Raw genomic sequence first — 19,135 nt, forward strand, 5'->3', positions numbered from 1 at the left:
GTGGCCATATCACCACTAGCCGCAGCTTTTTGTGCGTCAGCTCCCGCAGTTTGGGCTTGTTCGGCTAAAGTTTTTGCTTGTTCGCCAAGTTCTTTTGCCTTTGTCCCATCAGTGCCCATGGCTTGATAGCTATCTAAGATGTCTTTTGCTGGACTCTTTTCTTCATCGGATTGAGAAGTTGCTAGCATCATCATGGGCAATTCAAAAATTTTATCCAGTTTTTTTTTGGTCATGCCATCTTGCAAGTTTAGTTCATAAACGGCTACGTCTTTGCCGTCCACTGTTTCAGTCGTTTTTTTGTAGTTGTCCGCGATGGTTTCTTTTTCTTCATCGGTCATAAACAACTGAATCGCTGACAGGGTGGATTCCCGAATCTTATCTGGAGTGACGTTTTCCATCCCCCCTTGTTGAATCCCTACGTCCACGATTTCTGACGTAATACTTGGCAATGTCAAATCGCTATGGGCTTGGATGACCAGCAGTACCAGCGCAGCCAAGATGGCATAACAATATTTCTTTAAATACTTAAATAGTTTCATGGCTTAACCTTCCTTACCTTGTTCATTTTGGTCAATGGTTTCTTTGGCAGCACCGTTTTTTAACCAATTTAATTTTAGACGGAACTCACTTTCAAATTTTGATACGTCAAGTTCCTTGTCTTCTACTTGCAACTGACGGTACCCGTCTGCCACAGTAGAAAAGACCACATGCATCAACAACTTCACCAGCGTCTTTAGCTCTTCTTGATTGTTCAGCTTCAAAGTGGACAAGTCTACACTGTCGTAAAAAGCCTGCCATTCTTCCGCTTGCATTTTATGCTGTTGCACTGAGTGACCAGGATGTCTCCCAAAAGGCGGCGCCACTTTATGAAAGGAGCGATAGTCCATGTGCATAAAGAGATTTTGATAAAACGCCCCATCTGGTCCTTGGATGACATCGGTGACCATTTTGGAGAAATACAGCTCAAACCCATCAAACAAGTTTCCATTGGCTTGTTCCATAGCTATCCGTAATTCTTCTCTGGAATTGCGGTGCATACTCTTAAAATAATAGAAGTAAAGATCTTCTTTATCTTCAAAGTACTGGTAGAAACTACCTCTGGGAATTTCTGCATCTTTGATGATTTGTGCAATAGAAGCCTCTCCTAAAGGCGCTCTGGAAAATTCTTTTTTCGCAGCTTTCATAATCCGTTGCTGTTTTTCTTTTGACAGATGAAAAAAGGTTTCCTTGGGCATGATTTCCCTCCTTACTATTTAAAATACGATTTATAACACAAATGACACTTCGTCATGTGACAATGTGTCATTATACGCTCTTTCCTTTAGAATGCAAGGATTTTTGTTTGAATTTTTTATAAAAACACCCACTTTTTTATAAACCTTGCTACCTTTTTTTCACAAAGTATTGTCACACTAGGAATGGCAGGGATTACAAAAAGAAAACCTGCGAAAAAATTTTCAATGTTTTTTTACCATTTGAAAAAGCAAAACAATAAGATGACTTCTAATGACACCTTTAGCCGGCACCATTTAAATGCCCTTTCTTAATTAGAAACTTCAGCGCAGATCACAGAATTTAGCGAGCTAGACAAAAAAGCTGTGAAGATTGCTCTTCACAGCTTTTATCCCTTATTTCAATCTCTTAAGCAGCTTCACCAGGGGTAGGTTTTGTGCCATCATTGATGAAGTACACTTGATACCAAGTCAAGAATGTGTAAATGGTCCAGATTTTCCGACGTCCATCCACCGTTCCCGCAAAGTTATCATCTAAGAGCTTCACAATTTTTTCTTGGTCAAAGAATTCTTTCACGAAGTCTTGAGTGAAGACATTGCGCACGATTTGATAATATTTTTCTTCTCGCAACCAGTCTTTAATCGGTACTGGGAAGCCCAATTTTTCACGATTGTACCATTCTTTTGGCAAATGACGGGCTGCAGCTTGACGGAAAGCAAACTTAGTGTTTTCCGCATTGAGCAAGTATTTGGTTGGCACAATTTCAGAGACTTTCATCAATTCCTTGTCCAATAACGGTACCCGGACTTCCAATGAGTTAGCCATGGCCAATTTGTCAGCTTTTAACAAAATGTCTTTAGGCATCCATTGGTGCATGTCCAAGTATTGCATCTTTTTAATTTCAGACATATCTTGGACTTTGGCATAATGCACATCCACAATATCCCGAATGGTTGGGCTAGTTTTAAATTCGTCTTGTAAGTAAGAAGCGGCTTCGTCTTCTTCAAAGACTTTGGCTTGACCGATAAAGAATTCTTCAGCAGGAGCTAAAGAAGTGTACAAATGCAACGCTCCTTTGAACGTTTTGCCTTTTAATCCTTTGGCAATGCTGTAACGCATTTTTTTCGGCAATTTTTTCAAGCCTTCTGCTACCACTTTCACCGCTTTTGAGTGAGTGTTCATCCCATAAGCGCTGTAGCCAGCAAACAATTCATCGGCCCCTTCCCCACTTAAGCACACCCGCACGTCTCGACTGGCAAGTTCCGTCAAGAAATACAAAGGCACACAAGATGGATTGGAGTCTGGTTCATCCAAATGATATTGAATCAATGGGAAATAATCAAAGGCTTCATCACCAGTGACTACCCGAGAAGTATTGTTCAAATCAATTAAATCCGTTAATTTTTTCGCTTCAATGGATTCATTGTAGGTCTTGTCTCCAAAACCAATGGAGTAGGAATGTTCAGGGCGCAAAACTGCCGTGACATAACTAGAGTCCACCCCAGAAGATAAGAAAGAACCAACTTCTACATCGGCAATTCGATGGGCTTCTACGGATTTCACCACAGTATCATCGATTAAATCCACCGTTTCTTCCAAAGTCATATCGGTTTCTTGTTCTTTTACATCCCAGTATTGTTGGATGTCCAATTGGCCTTCTTTATAAGTGAAGTAATGGCCTTCTTTAATCCGATAAACATTTTTAAAGAAGGTTTCATCTAAAGCAGAGTACTGGAAGGTCATATACGGTTTCAAGGCTTCTTTATTTAATTCTTTCACAAAATTAGGATGTTTCAAGAAACTCTTGATTTCAGAACCATACATAAAGGTCCCGTTCATTTCTGTATAATAGAGCGGTTTAATCCCAAAATGATCGCGAGCGCCAAATAATTCTTGTTTTTCCGTATCCCAAATTACAAAGGCAAACATGCCCCGAATTTTTTGCAACAAGTCCACGCCGTATTCTTCATAGCCATGTAATAGCACTTCGGTATCTGCATGGGTGGTAAAAACATGCCCTTTTTCAATTAAATCTTTGCGAATACTTTGGTAATTATAAATTTCACCATTAAAAGTAATGATTTTGGTACCATCTTCATTTTTGATTGGTTGGGTACCACCTTCAAGGTCAATGATACTCAAGCGACGAAAGCCTAACGCCACGCCTTGATCCACAAATTGACCGGCACTGTTTGGTCCCCGGTGAACAATGGTATCCATCATCTCTTTAACGATTTTTTCTTTTACTGTCACGGGCGAGCCATCAACAAACCCTACTATTCCACACACACGCTATACCCTCTCTCAATATCTCATTCTAATTTTAGTTCCGACTTTCAAAGTATAGCTTAGGATTTGTCTACATGCAAAAGGAAAGCCAAAATTTTACTTTTTTTCATAAATTTTTTCCAAAAGAATCATTATCGAGAAAAATTTGTGGGAAAAGAAGTGGTTTTCTAAGAATTTCTTGCAGACAGATATTTTTATTTGTTAAAACCAATTACAAGTAGTAACAAAGAAAAAATGCCATCTACTAAATAATAGACCGCATTTCTTCTCTTATTGTAAAAAACATTTTTTAAGTGCTTTTTATTTCACCATCGCCGCAACACTTTTATTTGTTGCCACACCTTCCTTAACGACAACTTGCAAATCAGCTTGCTCAGGAAAAGCCACAATTACTGTATTGTCCTTAACATTCTCTTTTAAAACTTCTAAATCCACTGACAAAAGAGCATCCCCTGCATTGACTTTTTGCCCTTCCGCAACCTGCAAACGAAAGCCCTCACCTTTAAGAGCCACCGTATCCAAACCTACATGAATTAACAAGTTAAGGCCATTTGCTCCTTCAATGGTCAAAGCGTGTTTCGTGGGAAAGATTGATTTGACGACACCGCTGATTGGAGAACTGATTTCTCCATTGACAGGCTTCACAGCAAACCCTTCCCCCATCATTTTTTGATTGAAAACCGGATCGGCTACTTCTTCTATTTTGATTACTTCACCATTTACCGGTGACAATACTTCTGTTTCTGTTTTCTTTTTCTTAAATACACCGAACATTTTGTTCACTCCTAATTTGCTTTTTTATCGAATCAATGATTTGATCAATCTCGTTTAAAACACCACTTTGATTATTGGATTCAATAATCTTATCGGCAATGGCTTTTACTTCAGCCCGCCCATTGGCTACCACATAACCATGACCCACTCTTTTAATCATGGAAAAATCATTTAGATTATCGCCAAAAGCGGCAAATTCATCCAGTGGAAGTCCCCAATAATCTGCCAAAACCTGGATACCCACGTCTTTTCCTGAGTGGACATTTACTAAATCGATGGCTTCATGGCCCGACGTCATGGCTATCAATTCACCGGCAAAAAAAGTGTTTAATTCGGCTTCACATTGTTGCAACTTTTCAGGAGCAAAATTGAAGGCAAATTTATAAACCACATCTTGCACATCTTGATAGTCGGCAACTTCTACTAAATTACGATAGAAATAATCGGCTTTTTTGCGATAGGCAGAAGGAGCATTTTGCTGAATATAGGCCCCTTTTTCCCCGGACATAACCAAACGATAGCCAGAAAAAATTGCTTTGTCTTCAATTAGTTGCAAGACTTGTTGCCTTTTTTCAGGTTGAATCGGATTTTGATAAATTAGTTTTCCTTGATCGATTACTTTCGCTCCATTTTCGGCAATAAAGGTAATTTCATCTTTGATATTAGGAAAAAAAGAAAGCAGATGTTGGTATTGATTTCCAGAGGCCACCACAAATTTAATGCCCAATTGCTTCATTTCTTGATACTGACTCATAAATCTTTTTTGATCGTAACACTTTTGATCGTCTAGAAAGGTGCCATCCATATCCACAACCACTGCTTTAATCATGATAGCTAACTCCTTCCAAAAATAAATTCACCAATTCGCTACCGGTAATCCCAATGTTTTGTAAGGTATTTTCTCGATTCATGGCTTCACTAAGGCTAACTGGCCCCAACTGAATGGCATAGGCTCCTGAAACTAAAGAAGCCATAGCGCCAATCTCTACACTTCTTTTTCCACACAGAGCAAAGACAGGTTTGCCATTTTTTTTGGCTAATTGGGCAACACCAAAAGGTACCTTCCCTTTTTCCGTTTGCCCATCTAAGCTGCCTTCTCCAGTGATGATTAAGTCTGCTTGAGCAATTTGTTCCTCTAGGCCAATCAACTGGCTAATGGTAGCAAAACCTGGTTGGATTTTTCCACCAAGGGCCAAAATCGCCCCGCCTAAGCCTCCCGCAGCTCCTGCTCCTGGTGTAGTGGCAATGTCACTTGAAGTATAACGGCTAAGATCTTTGGCAATGGATACGGCAAGACGGTCCATTTCCTTAAGTAAATCAGGGATCCCCCCTTTTTGAGGGCCAAAAATCATGGAAAAGCCTTGGTCCCCCACATAAGGATTGGTCACATCTGCCAACGCAATTAATTCAACGTTTGCTAGTTTTGCTAAAGCAGCCTCCAGTTGAATAGCCTTCGTGGAAAATAATGGGTTTTGTTGCTCTTTGGTTATTCCGAATGCGCCCATCCCTGCCAAAAAGCCTAATCCTCCATCAGACGTTCCAGAACCGCCGAGGGTGATGATAATTTTTTCAATTCCTTGATTCACTAATTGAGCGACTAAAATCCCTAGACCTAAAGAAGTTGTCTTGCGAATCGTTTCTTTACTTGGAGTGATTCGATCAATGCCAATAATCATGGCAGACTCAATAATTCCGGTTTTTTGCCCATCAAAATCGGTGATTAAATAGGGAGCTTCGATCAATGCACCGGTTAAATCAGGTACTTTCGCGCTTACAAGCTCGCCTCCCAGTGCTTCTTGGATGGCTTGTAATGTCCCTTCACCACCGTCTGCAATGGGTATGCTAACTTTTTCAGTAATCATGGGATGATCCACTGCCGCTAAAAGAGCTTCATTTAATTCTTTTGACGTGGCACTTCCTTTAAAAGAATCAATCGCAGCTAACAATTTCATGGCCTTCACCCTTTCTTTATCCACCCATAGCCATATGGTGGTAATGTTAAAGTCCCTAAGATTTTTTCGTGAGTGATAACATTTGTCCCTACCACATTCTCAATGGTGATCTCTCGATTGCTAACATTGGTATAAGAAGTAATTTGCTCTTGGCCTTGACCTCGTTTAATGGCAAAAATTTCTGGAGCACTTGCTAAGACTTCTTGCTCACCGTAAGGATCAAAGGCCGTTTCTTGTTTACGAATCTCAATCAAATCAGTGATACCAGTGAAAATTGTTTTTCGATAAGGGTCCGTTTTTAATTGGTTTAGCAGTTGGCCTTCTCTTAATTTCTCCCGATTAATGCGCCGATTGATGCCAGAAGATTCAGCTCCAACAAGATCATTTTTAGAACCAAAAATCGAATGATAGTAAATAGCTGGAACACCAATTACAGATAACAGAATATGATGGGCGGCTATCATTTTCTTTGGTGTGTCTGCTTCATTTTTTACATCTTTTAACGCTTCACTGTAGTTAATGTTCATTTCATAAACAGATTGACTACCATCGGGATTATTTTTGTAAGATACTTTCCCGCCATTTTCCATGACCCGCTGCACCAATAGGTTTCGATCTTCATCTGTTAAGATACCTTCTGTTGGTCGCAAACCGATTCCATCGTGGGAAGCTAAGAAGTTAAAATAGGTTGCGGTGTCAGATACTTTGTGGATTCCTTTAGCCCAATGAGATAATTTGCTAGCATCGCCTGTTATAAAGCTATACAACACAAGGGGTGGTAATGGAAACTGATACACTTGATTGGCTTCATTGTCTCCATCCCCAAAATAACTAATATTATCCACATGAGGTACATTGGTTTCCGTAATAATTTGAACATTCGGCGCTAGCTCGTCTAGTAACAGGCGCCATAATTGAATAATCTCATGAGTTTGGACCAAGTGCATACACGTCGTACCACTTTCTTTCCATAAAAAGCCAATGGCATCCAAACGAATGGAATCTGCACCTCGTAAAGCATATTCCAATAAGACTTCTGTCAACTTACCCAAAGTAGCGGGATCTTTAGCATTTAAATCAACTTGGTCCTCACTAAAAGTTGTCCAAGCCTTAAGCGTTTTTCCTTCCTTATTTTCATACTCATGAAATAAGGGTGACGTTCTTGGTCGCGTCACATTGCTTGTATCAAAATCTGGATCGTATTCAATAAACGCTTTGTCAAAGCCATTTTCTTTGTTTAAGAAATCTTGAAACCAAGGACTGGATTTTGACATATGATTAGCCACAAAATCAAACATCAATCGTTTGTCTTGAGCTAAATTTTCAATATCCTCCCATGAGCCTAAATCAGGATTAATGGCTAAGTAATCTGTAACAGAAAAACCGTCATCACTAGTATAAGGAAACATCGGCAACAAGTGAATATCCGAGATACTATTAGACAATACTTGATGATAAATTTCATTTAAAGTGGCCAATGGTGTCTTATCCTCACTGATAAAACTATCTCCATACGTAATCAAGTAGACATTCTCTTGACTAAGACGATTTGTCTGTTTAAAGGTTTCTTTGCTATACTTAGCTAAAATCCCTGCAAAAATTCCCTTCGCAACCTCTTGCTCTGACTTTGTAGCATAAATATTGGTAATTTTATCATCAATTTTCTTTTTTATATCCATATTGTCCTATATCCTTTCCTATGAGGTGGTTCCATGTATTTTTATCAATTGTTAAAGTTAAATCGACATTTACTAAATAAAAACGAAGAAGAGATTCTTGCTTATTTTTTAGCCCATGCAAAAGAAATTCAGCAAATCACCATTCGCGAAGTAGCCGAGACCTTCTTTACCGTACCTAATACCATCACCCGAATGTGTAAAAAACTAGGCTTTTTAGGCTACTCTGATTTTAAAGAAGCACTCTACATCACGACTATTGAGGAACAGAGTTTTTCTGATTTCACTTCACTAGATGATCAATTGGTTAAAACGAAACAATTGCTTAACCAACAAATTATCGATGAAATCAATCAAGTAATTTTTGAAGCCGAACAAGTTTTGATACTCGGAGTAGGTTTATCTCGTTTACCGGCAGAAGAGCTGCACAACTATCTTCAAGTAGTCGGCAAAAATTCTCATATCTTTTGGGAGCCTCACATGATGCGTCACGCAGCCAGAAAGTTAACAAAAAATGATTTGGTAATTGCCTTTAGTATTAGTGGCGAGACGGAAAACACCATTGAACCGGTGAATATTGCCAATATTTCCGGTGCTCAAACCGTCAGCATTACCGGCTTTTCTCAAAACAAACTGAGTCGGATTACCAACTTTCAGCTCTACGCCATGACCTCGAAAGTAGTAATTGATGGGATTGATGTAGCGGATCGCTTAAGCTTTCACTATATTGGCAACACGCTTTTCACAGAGTATTTGAAAAAATACTACTCCGCTGCCTTTCAAGGAACGATTTAAAGATTGGGTAGAGAATTCTCTCTACCCAACTTTTTTATTCCGCCATATGAGCTGCATCTTTGACTTTTAAGGCAATTCCTTCCACTTGCGGTCCGTAAACAACTTGAACATTTTTGTCATCAAGTTTCATAACTCCCGCAGCCCCGGTTGCTTTCAACGCCTTTTCGTCAATTTTTTCAGAATCAACGAGAACAAGTCGCAAACGAGTGAAGCAGTTATCAATGGATTGGATATTTTCCGTTCCACCTAATGCAGTAACGATAGTGGTGCCCATATCTGTTGCAGAGCTCCCCTTTGTAGTGTTACTTGCTGTCACAGCAACTGGCTCCGTCTCATCTTCACGACCAGGAGTTTTTACATTACGTCGTAAGATCACAGTCTTAAAGACAAAGTAGTAAGCAAAGGCATAAAAGATACCCACTATGACAGCAAAGTACCAATGAGTTTCTAAACCACGTAAGATACCAAAAACTCCTAAGTCAATTGCTCCTCCTTGCACATTCCCAATTGAAACCCCTAGTAAATTCATTAGCATAAATGAAAGACCTGACATCAACGCATGGAAGATAAATAAAATTGGTGAAACAAAAATAAAGGAAAATTCAATTGGTTCAGTAATCCCAGTAGTGAAACTTGCAATGGCCGCAGCTAATAGCAAGGCTTTTACGCGAGTCTTTTCCCCTGGACGAGCGGTTTTATACATAGCGTAACAAGCGGCCGGTAAACCAAAGACCATAAATGGAATTTTACCTTGTGCTAAGAAACGAGTTGCTTCTCGCATAATATCCATGTTCGGATCAGATTCTGTTAATAATTTATTGAAGATATTCAAAGCACCTACCACTTGTTCACCATCAAGCATAGCCACGCCACCAATTGGTGTGAAACGCACAAGCTGATTTAAAATATGATGCAAGCCAGTTGGCACTAGCAGACGTTCAATGGCACCGAATAAGAAGACTCCAAATGCTCCAGAATCTGCAATTAAATTCCCCACGCCTTCAATTCCTTTACCTAAAAACGGCCAAACAAAGTACATTAAAATCCCAAGTATCGGAACTGTCACTGTAGTCATAATCGGAACTAGTCGCTTCCCACCAAAGTAACTAATCGCCATGGGTAATTCTGTTTTATAGAAACGATTATGAACTGTCGCTACTAACATCCCCACGATTACACCACCGAAAACATTCATTCGATAAGTAAAAATTCCCAGTACTGATTCATAAAGGGAGGCGGTTCTAGTCGCTTCTAACGTAGACTGACCACTTTCAATCAGCGCTTCTACTGACATTGTGGCAGCTGTAATACCTTTTAAACTAAGAAAATAACTAATGGTCACATGGAACAAAATAAAACCAATAATTGCTGCAAAAGCTGCGGTTGTCTTTTCTCCTTTAGCAAGACCAATTGCTACTGAAGCTGCAAATAAAATTGGCAAATTGCCAAAGAGTGCCCCTACAATCGCTCGAATAAAACCAATCGTATTTTGAACACCTGAAATTGCCACAAAGCCTTCACCCACGATATTAGGGTTTTGTAAGACAGAGGCAATCCCTAAAAAAATCCCCGCTGCCGCAATAATGGATATTGGCATCATTAAGGATTTTCCCAATTTTTGAAGATATTCTTTCATTTTTTGTATCCCCTTTCTTTAATTCATCATCAGTATAAAGACTGCCCTTGGATTATACAACAAACTTGGAGCAGAATAGATTTTGTGTACAAGGATTAAATATGTACACAAATAGGTAAAGTTATACACAAAAATCACTGAGATTATCTACAAATCCAAAAATAAAAAAATGTAACTCTCACTAAGATTTTAGTAGTGAAAGCTACATTTTTGATTTATATATAAATTAATTAATCAGATATATCTTATTCGTTTCTGATAAAAACAGCTATTTTTTAAAATTTAGCTAAAAATAGCAACTTTGTTGATAAGTTTTTCTGTAAGCTTCGGATGGATGTATTCTTTGTTCGCTAGTAGCATTTCATCTAACATAGGTTTTGCAATATCGTAATCACCAACCAATGGATGAGCAACCATAGCTTGTAGCGCTTTCCCATAATCACCTTCTACAGCAGCTTTCACTACCAGGCTTTCGTAGTTCTTGACGCCTGATACCAGGCCATAAACCCCCTCTGGAATATTATTTTGTACTAATGGAGTAATACCGTTTTTATTCAGTACACAAGGTGTTTCAACAGAGGCATCGTACGGTAGAAATTCGATAGCTCGTTCATTTTTTACGTTGGCTACAACCCACATATCTTCGTCGTTATAAATAGCAGATAATGCATTCAGTGCAAGCTCACTGTAGCCACCACCACCACGATTCTTGAGAATCTCTGGTTTATCATGTTGTTCAGAATTTGCTAAGGCTTCGTATATTTCTTTCTCAAGAGAAAGGACAATTTCTCCTCGGGTATTTTCTGCATTTTTCAGTTCATTGAATTTCTTATTTCTATGGAAGTAGTATTGACAATATAGACTCGGTAATGCATTTAACTCCTTGATTAACTCTGGTGAAACCGTTTCATGAATATCAGCAACTTTGTCAAATTCTTCCTTAGTAATTTTTCGGCCATTTACACGAATATTATAAGCAAAATTCATATGATTCAGACCAACAAAATCATACTTAACGTCTCGATAATCCACACCTAATGCCCAATCAACCCATGTCCGAGGGCGCATACCTCCAGCACATAAAGCAATAAACTTAATATCAGCGTAATTTCGGACTGCCTCAGCTAAAACGCCTGTCGGATTAGCATAGTTAATTAGCCACGCATCTGGATTATATTCTTCTACTGCTTTTGCAATCTCTAAAATAGCAGGGATAGTTCGCAATGCTTTCATGTATCCACCAGGTCCTGTTGTTTCTTGGCCAATCACCCCATATTTCAACGGAATCTTTTCATCATTAATGCGGGCCTGATTTCCACCTACCCGAATCTGAGTTAATACAAAATCTTGCCCCTTCACTGCTTCAACCAAATCAGTGGTTTTAACAATATCAAATGTTAATTTATGAAATGTTTTGTATCGATTTAAGAAATTATACATAATTTCCAAGCGATCCGGATTAATATCCATCACAGTCAGTTTTGTAACTGGTAATTTTTCTTTATTATTTGCGAACCCTTCAATAATTTCTGGGGTGTAGACGCTACCTGCTCCGATAATTGCAATATTTAATGACATTTTTCCATCTCCTATTTAGTTTTTTGTTCCAATATAGCTAAAGAAATTCGAATGAACTTTATCGTCGGGATTAAATCCTCCGAGTAATGCCAATTCATTGGCTAATACTTGAAATACTAATGACACGACTATTTCAGCTCCACAAGATTTTTGAACAACGTTCAAATTAATATCACTGTGGTTAAAACCTAGATATAGGACTTTTCCCTGTACTTTACGAGTATATTCAGCAACTTTTTTAGATAATTTTTCTGTATTATCCAATCCAAAATATATATGAAAACTCCCTTTATGGATTAAACGATGAGGTCCATGAGTAAATTCACCAATTTCATAAGATGTAACTGGAACCATTAACGTCTCAAGTAACTTCAATGCACCTTCATCAATAACTGCTTTGAATGATTCATCCGAAGTTATGGTAAGATAAGGGGCCTTAGCCCAATCTTGGTGAGTTTCAATCCATTGTTCTGTATTTGCTTTTACTACTGGAAGCAATCGAATGTTTTCTCTCAGCTCATTAACAAAGTTGCAAGGTCGTCCAGATGACTGGTACAAAACTTCTGCTAATTGAATCAGTCGTACAAGAGTAGCAGTAAACCCAACTGTCTTCGGACCAATTTTTTCATCTTCACAATACAAATCTATAAATGCAGAAGCCTTTTCTCTTTTCTCTAGGTTACGTGTAGCACTGATCAATATTGTAGGATTTCCTGCTTGCGCTGCTCTCTCAATTGACGTAATTGTTGCAATACTTGTTCCAGTTTGAGAAATAGCCACTAAAAAATGCCGTTCCAATTTATCCATCTGGGGGAGATATTGGCTTGGTGACATGAAGAAAATGTTCTTATTGCCAGCAGCCCGAAAATAAGGTTCACTTATGCGAGCTGCATTCAATGAACTTCCCGAGCCCACGAATATGATTATGTTCGGAATATCTTCTAGATTTGGTATCTCTATTTCTCTTTCTAATAATTGAGGAAGCAAAGAGAATTGTTGCTCTATAAAGTGATTCATCTTGTTATTACTATTCATCGTACTTCTACCTCAGAAACTACTTCCACTGCTGTTAGTTCACTTTTTTCTTCCAATTCCGCAATCTCCAAACGTTGCTTCTCAAGCATTTTAAAGAACGGATAGTAAATTGCACCAGTTAGAACAAGAGCAAACACACCATATACAGCAGCTCGCCAATCACCACCGGCTGTTAGGTATTGCATTAAAATTGGTGGGGTTGTCCATGGAACTGTAGCTACCGGACGACCGATTAAATTGAAATGCATTAACAAATAGGCAATAATCGCTAATAAACAATTACATAGCGTATACGGAATCATCAGAACTGGATTTAATACTACTGGGGCTCCAAATACAATAGGCTCATTGATTTCAAATAAGCTGGAAGGGAAAGATAATCGTCCCAAAGTTCGCAATCCTTTTTCTTTTGAAAACATCATAAAGATTACAAGCATCATAGTGGCTCCACCACCACCTATAAAGATGAAATTGACAAAACCAGCTGCTGTAATATATGGTGCCGGTTGACCAGTAGCAAAGGCTTCAGCATTAGCACCTAACATAGTTAAGAAAATTGGATCTGCAACTGATAAAACAGCTCCACCATGGATACCAACACACCATAACAAAGAACGGAGGAACATAAATAAAATAATTCCCGGTAATGTGTTAAGTCCCATTACAAGTGGGCTAAAAAGTGCGTTCAATGCGGCATTTATATCAAAATTTAAAAGAATTCTAATCACCCAAAAAAGACTAATAGACAAAAGTAATGGCATCAAAATTTCAAAGGATTTAGCGATGGCCGGGGGAACAGTCTCAGGCATTCTAATTGAAAGATTCCGCTTCAAACAAAAACGATACAGTTCAACAACAATAAACGAAACAATAATTGCTGCAAACACACCCAGTGTCCCAAAATTTCCGGTATTTAAGATATATACGCCCTCTTCATTCAAACCCGTTTGTACTAGCAGAAAACAGACAAGCGACATCAATACGCTTCGAATTGAGTCTATTTGGTATACTTTTGCGAGACTGTAACTAATCCCTACAACGGCGATTAACCCCAAAATGTTAAAAGTTACTGAAGTTGGAACCATCAAAACATTTTTGTACGGTTCAATGAATGACTGATACCCTTCTGCTGGAAACTGAGCTAAGACCATAAAAATAGATCCAATAATAGTGAACGGGACAGTCAGAATCATTCCATTCTTAACGGCAACCATATAACGATTCTCACCTAGTTTCATTAACGGCGGGGATACCTTTTGGTCAACAAACTCCACAAATTTATTCATATTAATTCTCCTTAAGATTTTTTTGTATTATTCGATCAAATTGGATTACCTTATAAAGTACGGTAGATTCTTCTACATTGATTTGATTACTTATCAATAAATAAATTTTATTAACACGACTTAAATCATTATTGTTCCGCCACCTAATTTGGGCAGGAAGGTCAAATCGTATGAGTACGCTCTTGGTAATTTCCGACATATATAAAACAAGCAAAGCTGATTGTTTTTCGCTCCAAAATGTTGGATTGATTTTATCTTCTTCAACTAAATCAAACCATTCACTATCAGATAGAGAAAAATTATTATTCAATGATGATTTAATCAATTCGAGCACATTCTCTTTGTCTTTTTTAGGTAGTGTAGCTATCATTTCCTTTCTATAATCGAAGGTAGTCTCGATACATTTGATTAATTTTTCAGCGCGTCTTCCTTCAATTTGGTTACGCAATGCTTCCAATTGTTGAAGATTATTTGGATCGATTGATTTTCCCTCTTCTAATCCCCTCTTCCCCCAAAAGGAGCTGACACTTATTTCCAGATCATATTCCTCAGAAATTGTTGCTTTCTCAAATTGTGATAGAGGAAATTCAGATTCCAGTTTCTGTAACAGGAAAGTCAAAAATTCTGCACTACTGTGCATATTTACTCCAATTTTAAAATCACGCTGATACTGTCTTGAGTGAATTAAAAAATAGACAAGTTCATAAGCAATCTCATCATCTGTCATTTTTGAAATCATCTCGCTATTGGATTGATGAGAAAGTTTTAGAGCAACAAACTGTGGCCCATAATTACTTAAAAATGCATTAAGCATAGGATGAAATACTGCAATTCTGTATTCTTGTCTAAGCCCATTTTGATATAAAAAACGATTTAATTCGTTTTTAAGTAAATCCCTTTCCACAAGTCGAATGCCAGAAATTTTTTCATAATTTTCTATCAATATGCTTGTCCCTTTATTCTCAAGTGCATCAATTTCAACAATGGAGAACGCATCACAGTATTCTTGAAATCGATTAGAATTATAACCTTCACTAAATAATATTCCCAAAATCTCCTCTAACCGACTTTGAAAATAATCACCTGCTCTTGTAAATTCCTTCCTTTTCTCACTTTCAACTGATTCTTTACCAAACAATTTTATATCCACTACCAAATGGATAATCAGTGTTTGAAAAAAGTCGAAGTTAAAGTTATAGTCGTATAGGTCATGGGTTTCTTTTAAGAGCTCCCTCACCAATTGTTCAAATTCAGCAGATAATACCACAGAATCCACACCCAAAGACTCAGATATATATTTTTGATTTTCATACATAATTGAAATCCCGTATTGATGAACAATATCAATAATGGCTCGTTTAATCAGTTTCCGTTGTCCTTCTATTCTCGTCCCCTCATGATCACGTACAACTGTAAGATTGTAAATCCATAATTCTTTTTCTATCCTTTTTAAATCTAAAAAGATGGCATTCTTCGTAACATAGAATTGTTCTGCCAATTTATTGATAGAAGTTTTTGTTCGAAAATTTAACAAAAGTAACAGCTTCATTACTTCTCTTCGATAGATTGCCGATAAATCGACAAGAGGTATTATTCTATTCTCCCGATTACGACCAATGCTTTGAACCATTCGAATACCAATCCCATATTTTTGCTCAATATGAAGATTATTCTTAGCAAGGAATGGCTCAATATTTTGCAATAGATTGCGTATTGTGCGTGTTGAAACTCCCAACGCTTCAGCAAGCGATTTATAGGAATGATATCCCTCCTTTGTTGCTAATTGTTCAACTAAATATTGTTCATTTGACGTCAACATGATTCCCACCTACAAGAAAGCGATTACTTGTACCTTTACTATAATTTATTTGCTAACTGTATCATACACAAATCATTTTCCTTTTGTTAGGAAGTTTTTCAAACGATTATATTTAAACACGCTAAAAGCTTAAGAAAACATCAATAACAAGATAAAAAGAAAAAGACCACCGATTTCTCGATGGTCTTTCGTCATTTTTATAACAAAAATTAACGACGGATTTCTTTGATACGTGCAGCTTTACCGTGTAAAGCACGAAGATATTAGCGGTTATTTCATCAAATATCAAATCAAGTTCAAAAGCTGTCATATCAGTGATTTTAGCAAGTCTCTTCTATTGTGTGTATATCTGCTATAGTTCAACATTATGCCACTTTTTGCCTTATTTCTGCCTTATTTATGATACACTTTTTATATAAAACTGAATTGAGGTGTAGTTATGAAAAAGTGGTTGGGAATAATACTATTAGGGGTTGTTTTTGTACTTGCTGGTTGTAAGTCTTATGTGACTCCTGAGAACTTGAAGGCGAACGATTGGCTGGTTGAACCCTCTAAAGCTGAAAAGGAAAAAGGAACTCCTAATATGATCGTCTCTTTTTCGGATCACGTGATGTCTATTAAAGTGGACACTTCCAGTCTGGAATCTTCAGCAGAAGATGGCTGGGAAGCATTAGGCGAAGAAATTGGGAAACAACTCGTTGAACAACTGAACTTCAAGTTTGAATACGAAATAAATAAAGATGAATTAAAACTAACCGACACTGAGGATAATAGCAAAATTTTCTACAAGGTAACCAAGGACGATGATAATGTAATCTTTACTCCTGACAAAGAAAAGAACACCGATGAAGATGAAGGAAATAAAATGGTTCTGCAGCCGTACAAGAAGACTAAAACTAAATCTTCATCCACCGCATCAAGTTCCACTACAGAAACCACTACCTCTTCTACTAAAGAAAAAGAAGTTGCCTCGACTGATGATTATATCAAGAAATTCGAGGATAAATCACTAGTCGTTTATAACAAACGCAAAATGACCAAGGATGATTTCGGTATGGCGCCTATGACGGCTAAAGACGCGGCAATTTTTTCTTTGATTGAAACTGATAACGAAGACGAGCAAAAAAATGCACGGATTTTAACTTTCGATAATCTGGAAGACTTGAACGCCACCAAGGCTTACTATGATGACTTAGGAAAAAGTTCTGCTGCCCTCTTCTCCTATACGGCTGTAGATGAAGACAATCTGGTATTGATGCAGTTTAATGGTGGCCTTGATCAGGCTTTGGTTGAACAATATACCGAATCAGCTTCTCTTAAATTGACAGAGCCACCATTTGATACTACTAGCTCGTCTAGTGAAGGTGAAACAACAGTTCAGGAAAGTTACACTCCTCAAGTAGCGGCAGAACCCGCATCGTCATCAGCGGAAGAACCACAGCCTACTGAACCTTCTTCTTCCCAGGTTACTCAAGCAGCAGAAACGCCAGTGTCTTCAGAGCAAGAAACTTCAAAAGATGGGGACTACACGTTGGTTCAATCAGGAGAAGGCCCAAATCAAATAGCAGCTCGTACGGGGGTCTCAGTGGATACCATCTTTGCTTTAAATGGTTTGGATCCCAATAATTATATGATGTATCCAGGTATGCAAATTCGGATTAGATAAATATGAATTAAGTCTATGTACTGCCCCGGATAAAACCGGGGCTATTTTTTTACCCTTTGTTAATCTTGTCCTGTACTGCTTTGTAGTAGCTACCCAGCCGCGCCACACGATCTGTGCCATTTCCATACACGCCTCTGAGCGTCTCTTTGACTAAAATATCTACCGTTTTAGTAGTTAAGCCGGATGGATTTGTCCGGTGGTTGATGATTGCTTGCACGCCTGTGTACAGAGTGCCCAGAGCTTTTTTTCGTGCGTCGCCATTGCCGTATTTGCCTTTGACAGCCTCTGTGGCCAAGCTTTCCAACGATGGCAACTTGCTACCAGTTGACGGTGTAGACGGCTTTTCAGGTGCTGGTTGGGTGCTTGCTTTAGCCGCATATTTTTGCCAGGCAGTTTTGTCTCCATAGAAATAGTTTTTATCGTATGGAGTTGACGTATACTGCCACATCATGGCGCCGGGCCAATAGCCAAGTTTATCCAATGGTGCGGAGTAATCAGCCACCCACAAGCCATAGTTAGCTTTGACTACTTCCGCCCAGTTTTCCTCTTTTGTCACGCTAGCACTCATATAAATAATTGGCCGGACGCCAGTCTTTTGATAGACGTAATCCAGCCATTTTTTAGCAATAGCGGGACCTTGCCGTCCGTACATTTCGTAGTCCAGGCATAAGATACCCTTGCCAACATACCCTTTAGTGGCATTGATAAAGTAATCCGCTTGGGCTTGCCACGGGGAGCCATCCATAAAATGGTACACGCCCCAGACTTTGCCAGCTTTGATAGCTTGTTGGACAAATTGGTCACAGTATTTATCGGTAAAGTAATTGCCCTCGGTGGCCTTAAACATATAGCCATCTGCCGGATAGTCCTTGATGTTTTTGGAGCCGTTATTGTTGGATAAATCCACGATATCTAATATAGACATGGTACTACCTCCTTATAGGTTGTTTTCTTGGTCGTCTTTGTCGACATTTTCCAGTTTTGAGTCACCGGTATCCCGGATTTGAGTAAAGTAATCCTTCAACTTGTCTGGCAGTGGTAGAAACTCGCTTAGGTTTTCGAGGAGTGAGATACCCTCGTTGGCCACATAAAACATGATGACGATTTCCCGGATCGGCATAGCGTTACTAGTCATCCGTTCTAACTCGACGGCCACCATGACCACGACTAAAATCAATCCTTTTTTAATCAATCCCCAAAAGCCAATCTGGCTATTCAGGCTCTTATTTTTGATTCCCTTAATTAATCCGGTTAAATAATCGGTCCCCATCAAAAAGATGAGTGCATGCATAATCGTGTCAATGCCACCTAAAAGGCCGGCGATAACTCCACCGGCCAGACCAACAAACATACTGATACCGTTAAAATACTTTTCCACTTGCTTTCCTTCTTTCTT

15 protein-coding genes and 1 pseudogene are annotated in these 19,135 nt (G+C 38.5%); 2 read left to right on the forward strand and 14 right to left on the reverse strand.

Features of this window, described 5'->3' with window-relative positions; translation table 11 throughout:
* The 7 genes and pseudogenes from AB5754_RS00855 to AB5754_RS00885 form a co-directional block, all read right to left on the reverse strand.
* Window positions 1–539, reverse strand: a pseudogene (locus tag AB5754_RS00855) (ABC transporter ATP-binding protein); the annotation flags it as partial.
* Window positions 540–542: 3 nt separating this feature from the next.
* On the reverse strand, window positions 543–1,235 hold the full coding sequence (locus tag AB5754_RS00860) for a TetR/AcrR family transcriptional regulator (protein ID WP_368251320.1): 693 nt from the start codon (window positions 1,233–1,235) through the stop codon (window positions 543–545).
* A gap of 406 nt (window positions 1,236–1,641) precedes the next feature.
* Entirely contained in the window at window positions 1,642–3,522 is a 1,881-nt protein-coding gene (gene asnB, locus AB5754_RS00865; RefSeq protein WP_368251321.1) for an asparagine synthase (glutamine-hydrolyzing), read from the reverse strand.
* 300 nt (window positions 3,523–3,822) lie between these two features.
* Window positions 3,823–4,296, reverse strand: a complete 474-nt coding sequence (locus AB5754_RS00870; RefSeq protein WP_368251322.1) for a PTS glucose transporter subunit IIA — start codon at window positions 4,294–4,296, stop codon at window positions 3,823–3,825.
* Window positions 4,280–5,125 carry a Cof-type HAD-IIB family hydrolase gene (locus AB5754_RS00875; RefSeq protein WP_368251323.1) on the reverse strand — a complete coding sequence of 282 codons (846 nt, stop codon included), beginning with the start codon at window positions 5,123–5,125 and terminating at the stop codon, window positions 4,280–4,282. Before AB5754_RS00875 ends, AB5754_RS00870 begins: the two co-directional genes overlap by 17 nt.
* On the reverse strand, window positions 5,118–6,248 hold the full coding sequence (locus AB5754_RS00880; protein ID WP_368251324.1) for a glycerate kinase: 1,131 nt from the start codon (window positions 6,246–6,248) through the stop codon (window positions 5,118–5,120). Before AB5754_RS00880 ends, AB5754_RS00875 begins: the two co-directional genes overlap by 8 nt.
* A gap of 5 nt (window positions 6,249–6,253) precedes the next feature.
* On the reverse strand, window positions 6,254–7,927 hold the full coding sequence (locus AB5754_RS00885) for a sugar phosphorylase (protein ID WP_368251325.1): 1,674 nt from the start codon (window positions 7,925–7,927) through the stop codon (window positions 6,254–6,256).
* A 33-nt stretch (window positions 7,928–7,960) separates the two neighbouring features.
* On the opposite strand from AB5754_RS00885, the gene AB5754_RS00890 reads away from it, so the two are divergent.
* The gene (locus tag AB5754_RS00890; RefSeq protein ID WP_368251326.1) at window positions 7,961–8,719 is read left to right on the forward strand and encodes a MurR/RpiR family transcriptional regulator; all 759 of its coding nucleotides are present in this window, start codon (window positions 7,961–7,963) and stop codon (window positions 8,717–8,719) included.
* A 34-nt stretch (window positions 8,720–8,753) separates the two neighbouring features.
* On the opposite strand, the gene AB5754_RS00895 is transcribed toward AB5754_RS00890, so the two are convergent.
* From AB5754_RS00895 to AB5754_RS00915, 5 genes are all read right to left on the reverse strand, one after another.
* On the reverse strand, window positions 8,754–10,355 hold the full coding sequence (locus tag AB5754_RS00895; protein ID WP_368251327.1) for a PTS transporter subunit EIIC: 1,602 nt from the start codon (window positions 10,353–10,355) through the stop codon (window positions 8,754–8,756).
* 282 nt (window positions 10,356–10,637) lie between these two features.
* On the reverse strand, window positions 10,638–11,933 hold the full coding sequence (locus AB5754_RS00900) for a 6-phospho-beta-glucosidase (protein ID WP_311833013.1): 1,296 nt from the start codon (window positions 11,931–11,933) through the stop codon (window positions 10,638–10,640).
* Window positions 11,934–11,948: 15 nt separating this feature from the next.
* Window positions 11,949–12,968, reverse strand: coding sequence for an SIS domain-containing protein (locus tag AB5754_RS00905; RefSeq protein ID WP_368251328.1), 1,020 nt, complete (start codon window positions 12,966–12,968; stop codon window positions 11,949–11,951).
* Window positions 12,965–14,254, reverse strand: coding sequence for a PTS sugar transporter subunit IIC (locus AB5754_RS00910; protein ID WP_368251329.1), 1,290 nt, complete (start codon window positions 14,252–14,254; stop codon window positions 12,965–12,967). Before AB5754_RS00910 ends, AB5754_RS00905 begins: the two co-directional genes overlap by 4 nt.
* A 1-nt stretch (window position 14,255) precedes the next feature.
* A complete protein-coding gene (locus tag AB5754_RS00915; protein ID WP_368259433.1) occupies window positions 14,256–16,073 on the reverse strand; it encodes a transcription antiterminator in 1,818 nt (605 codons plus the stop codon).
* Between the two features lie 439 nt (window positions 16,074–16,512).
* Between AB5754_RS00915 and AB5754_RS00920 the strand changes: the two genes are divergently transcribed.
* Window positions 16,513–17,739 carry a LysM peptidoglycan-binding domain-containing protein gene (locus tag AB5754_RS00920; RefSeq protein ID WP_368251332.1) on the forward strand — a complete coding sequence of 409 codons (1,227 nt, stop codon included), beginning with the start codon at window positions 16,513–16,515 and terminating at the stop codon, window positions 17,737–17,739.
* A gap of 49 nt (window positions 17,740–17,788) precedes the next feature.
* Here the strand turns inward: AB5754_RS00920 and AB5754_RS00925 are convergent, their stop codons facing one another.
* Together AB5754_RS00925 and AB5754_RS00930 are read right to left on the reverse strand one after the other, a co-directional pair.
* Window positions 17,789–18,664: a GH25 family lysozyme gene (locus AB5754_RS00925; protein ID WP_368251333.1), complete on the reverse strand. Its 876-nt coding sequence runs from the start codon at window positions 18,662–18,664 to the stop codon at window positions 17,789–17,791.
* 12 nt (window positions 18,665–18,676) lie between these two features.
* Window positions 18,677–19,117: a holin family protein gene (locus AB5754_RS00930; RefSeq protein ID WP_368251334.1), complete on the reverse strand. Its 441-nt coding sequence runs from the start codon at window positions 19,115–19,117 to the stop codon at window positions 18,677–18,679.
* Between the last annotated feature and the right edge of the window lie 18 nt (window positions 19,118–19,135).

It is taken from the genome of Enterococcus sp. 2201sp1_2201st1_C11_2201SCRN_220225, assembly GCF_040925905.1.
Classification (GTDB): domain Bacteria; phylum Bacillota; class Bacilli; order Lactobacillales; family Enterococcaceae; genus Enterococcus_C; species Enterococcus_C asini_A.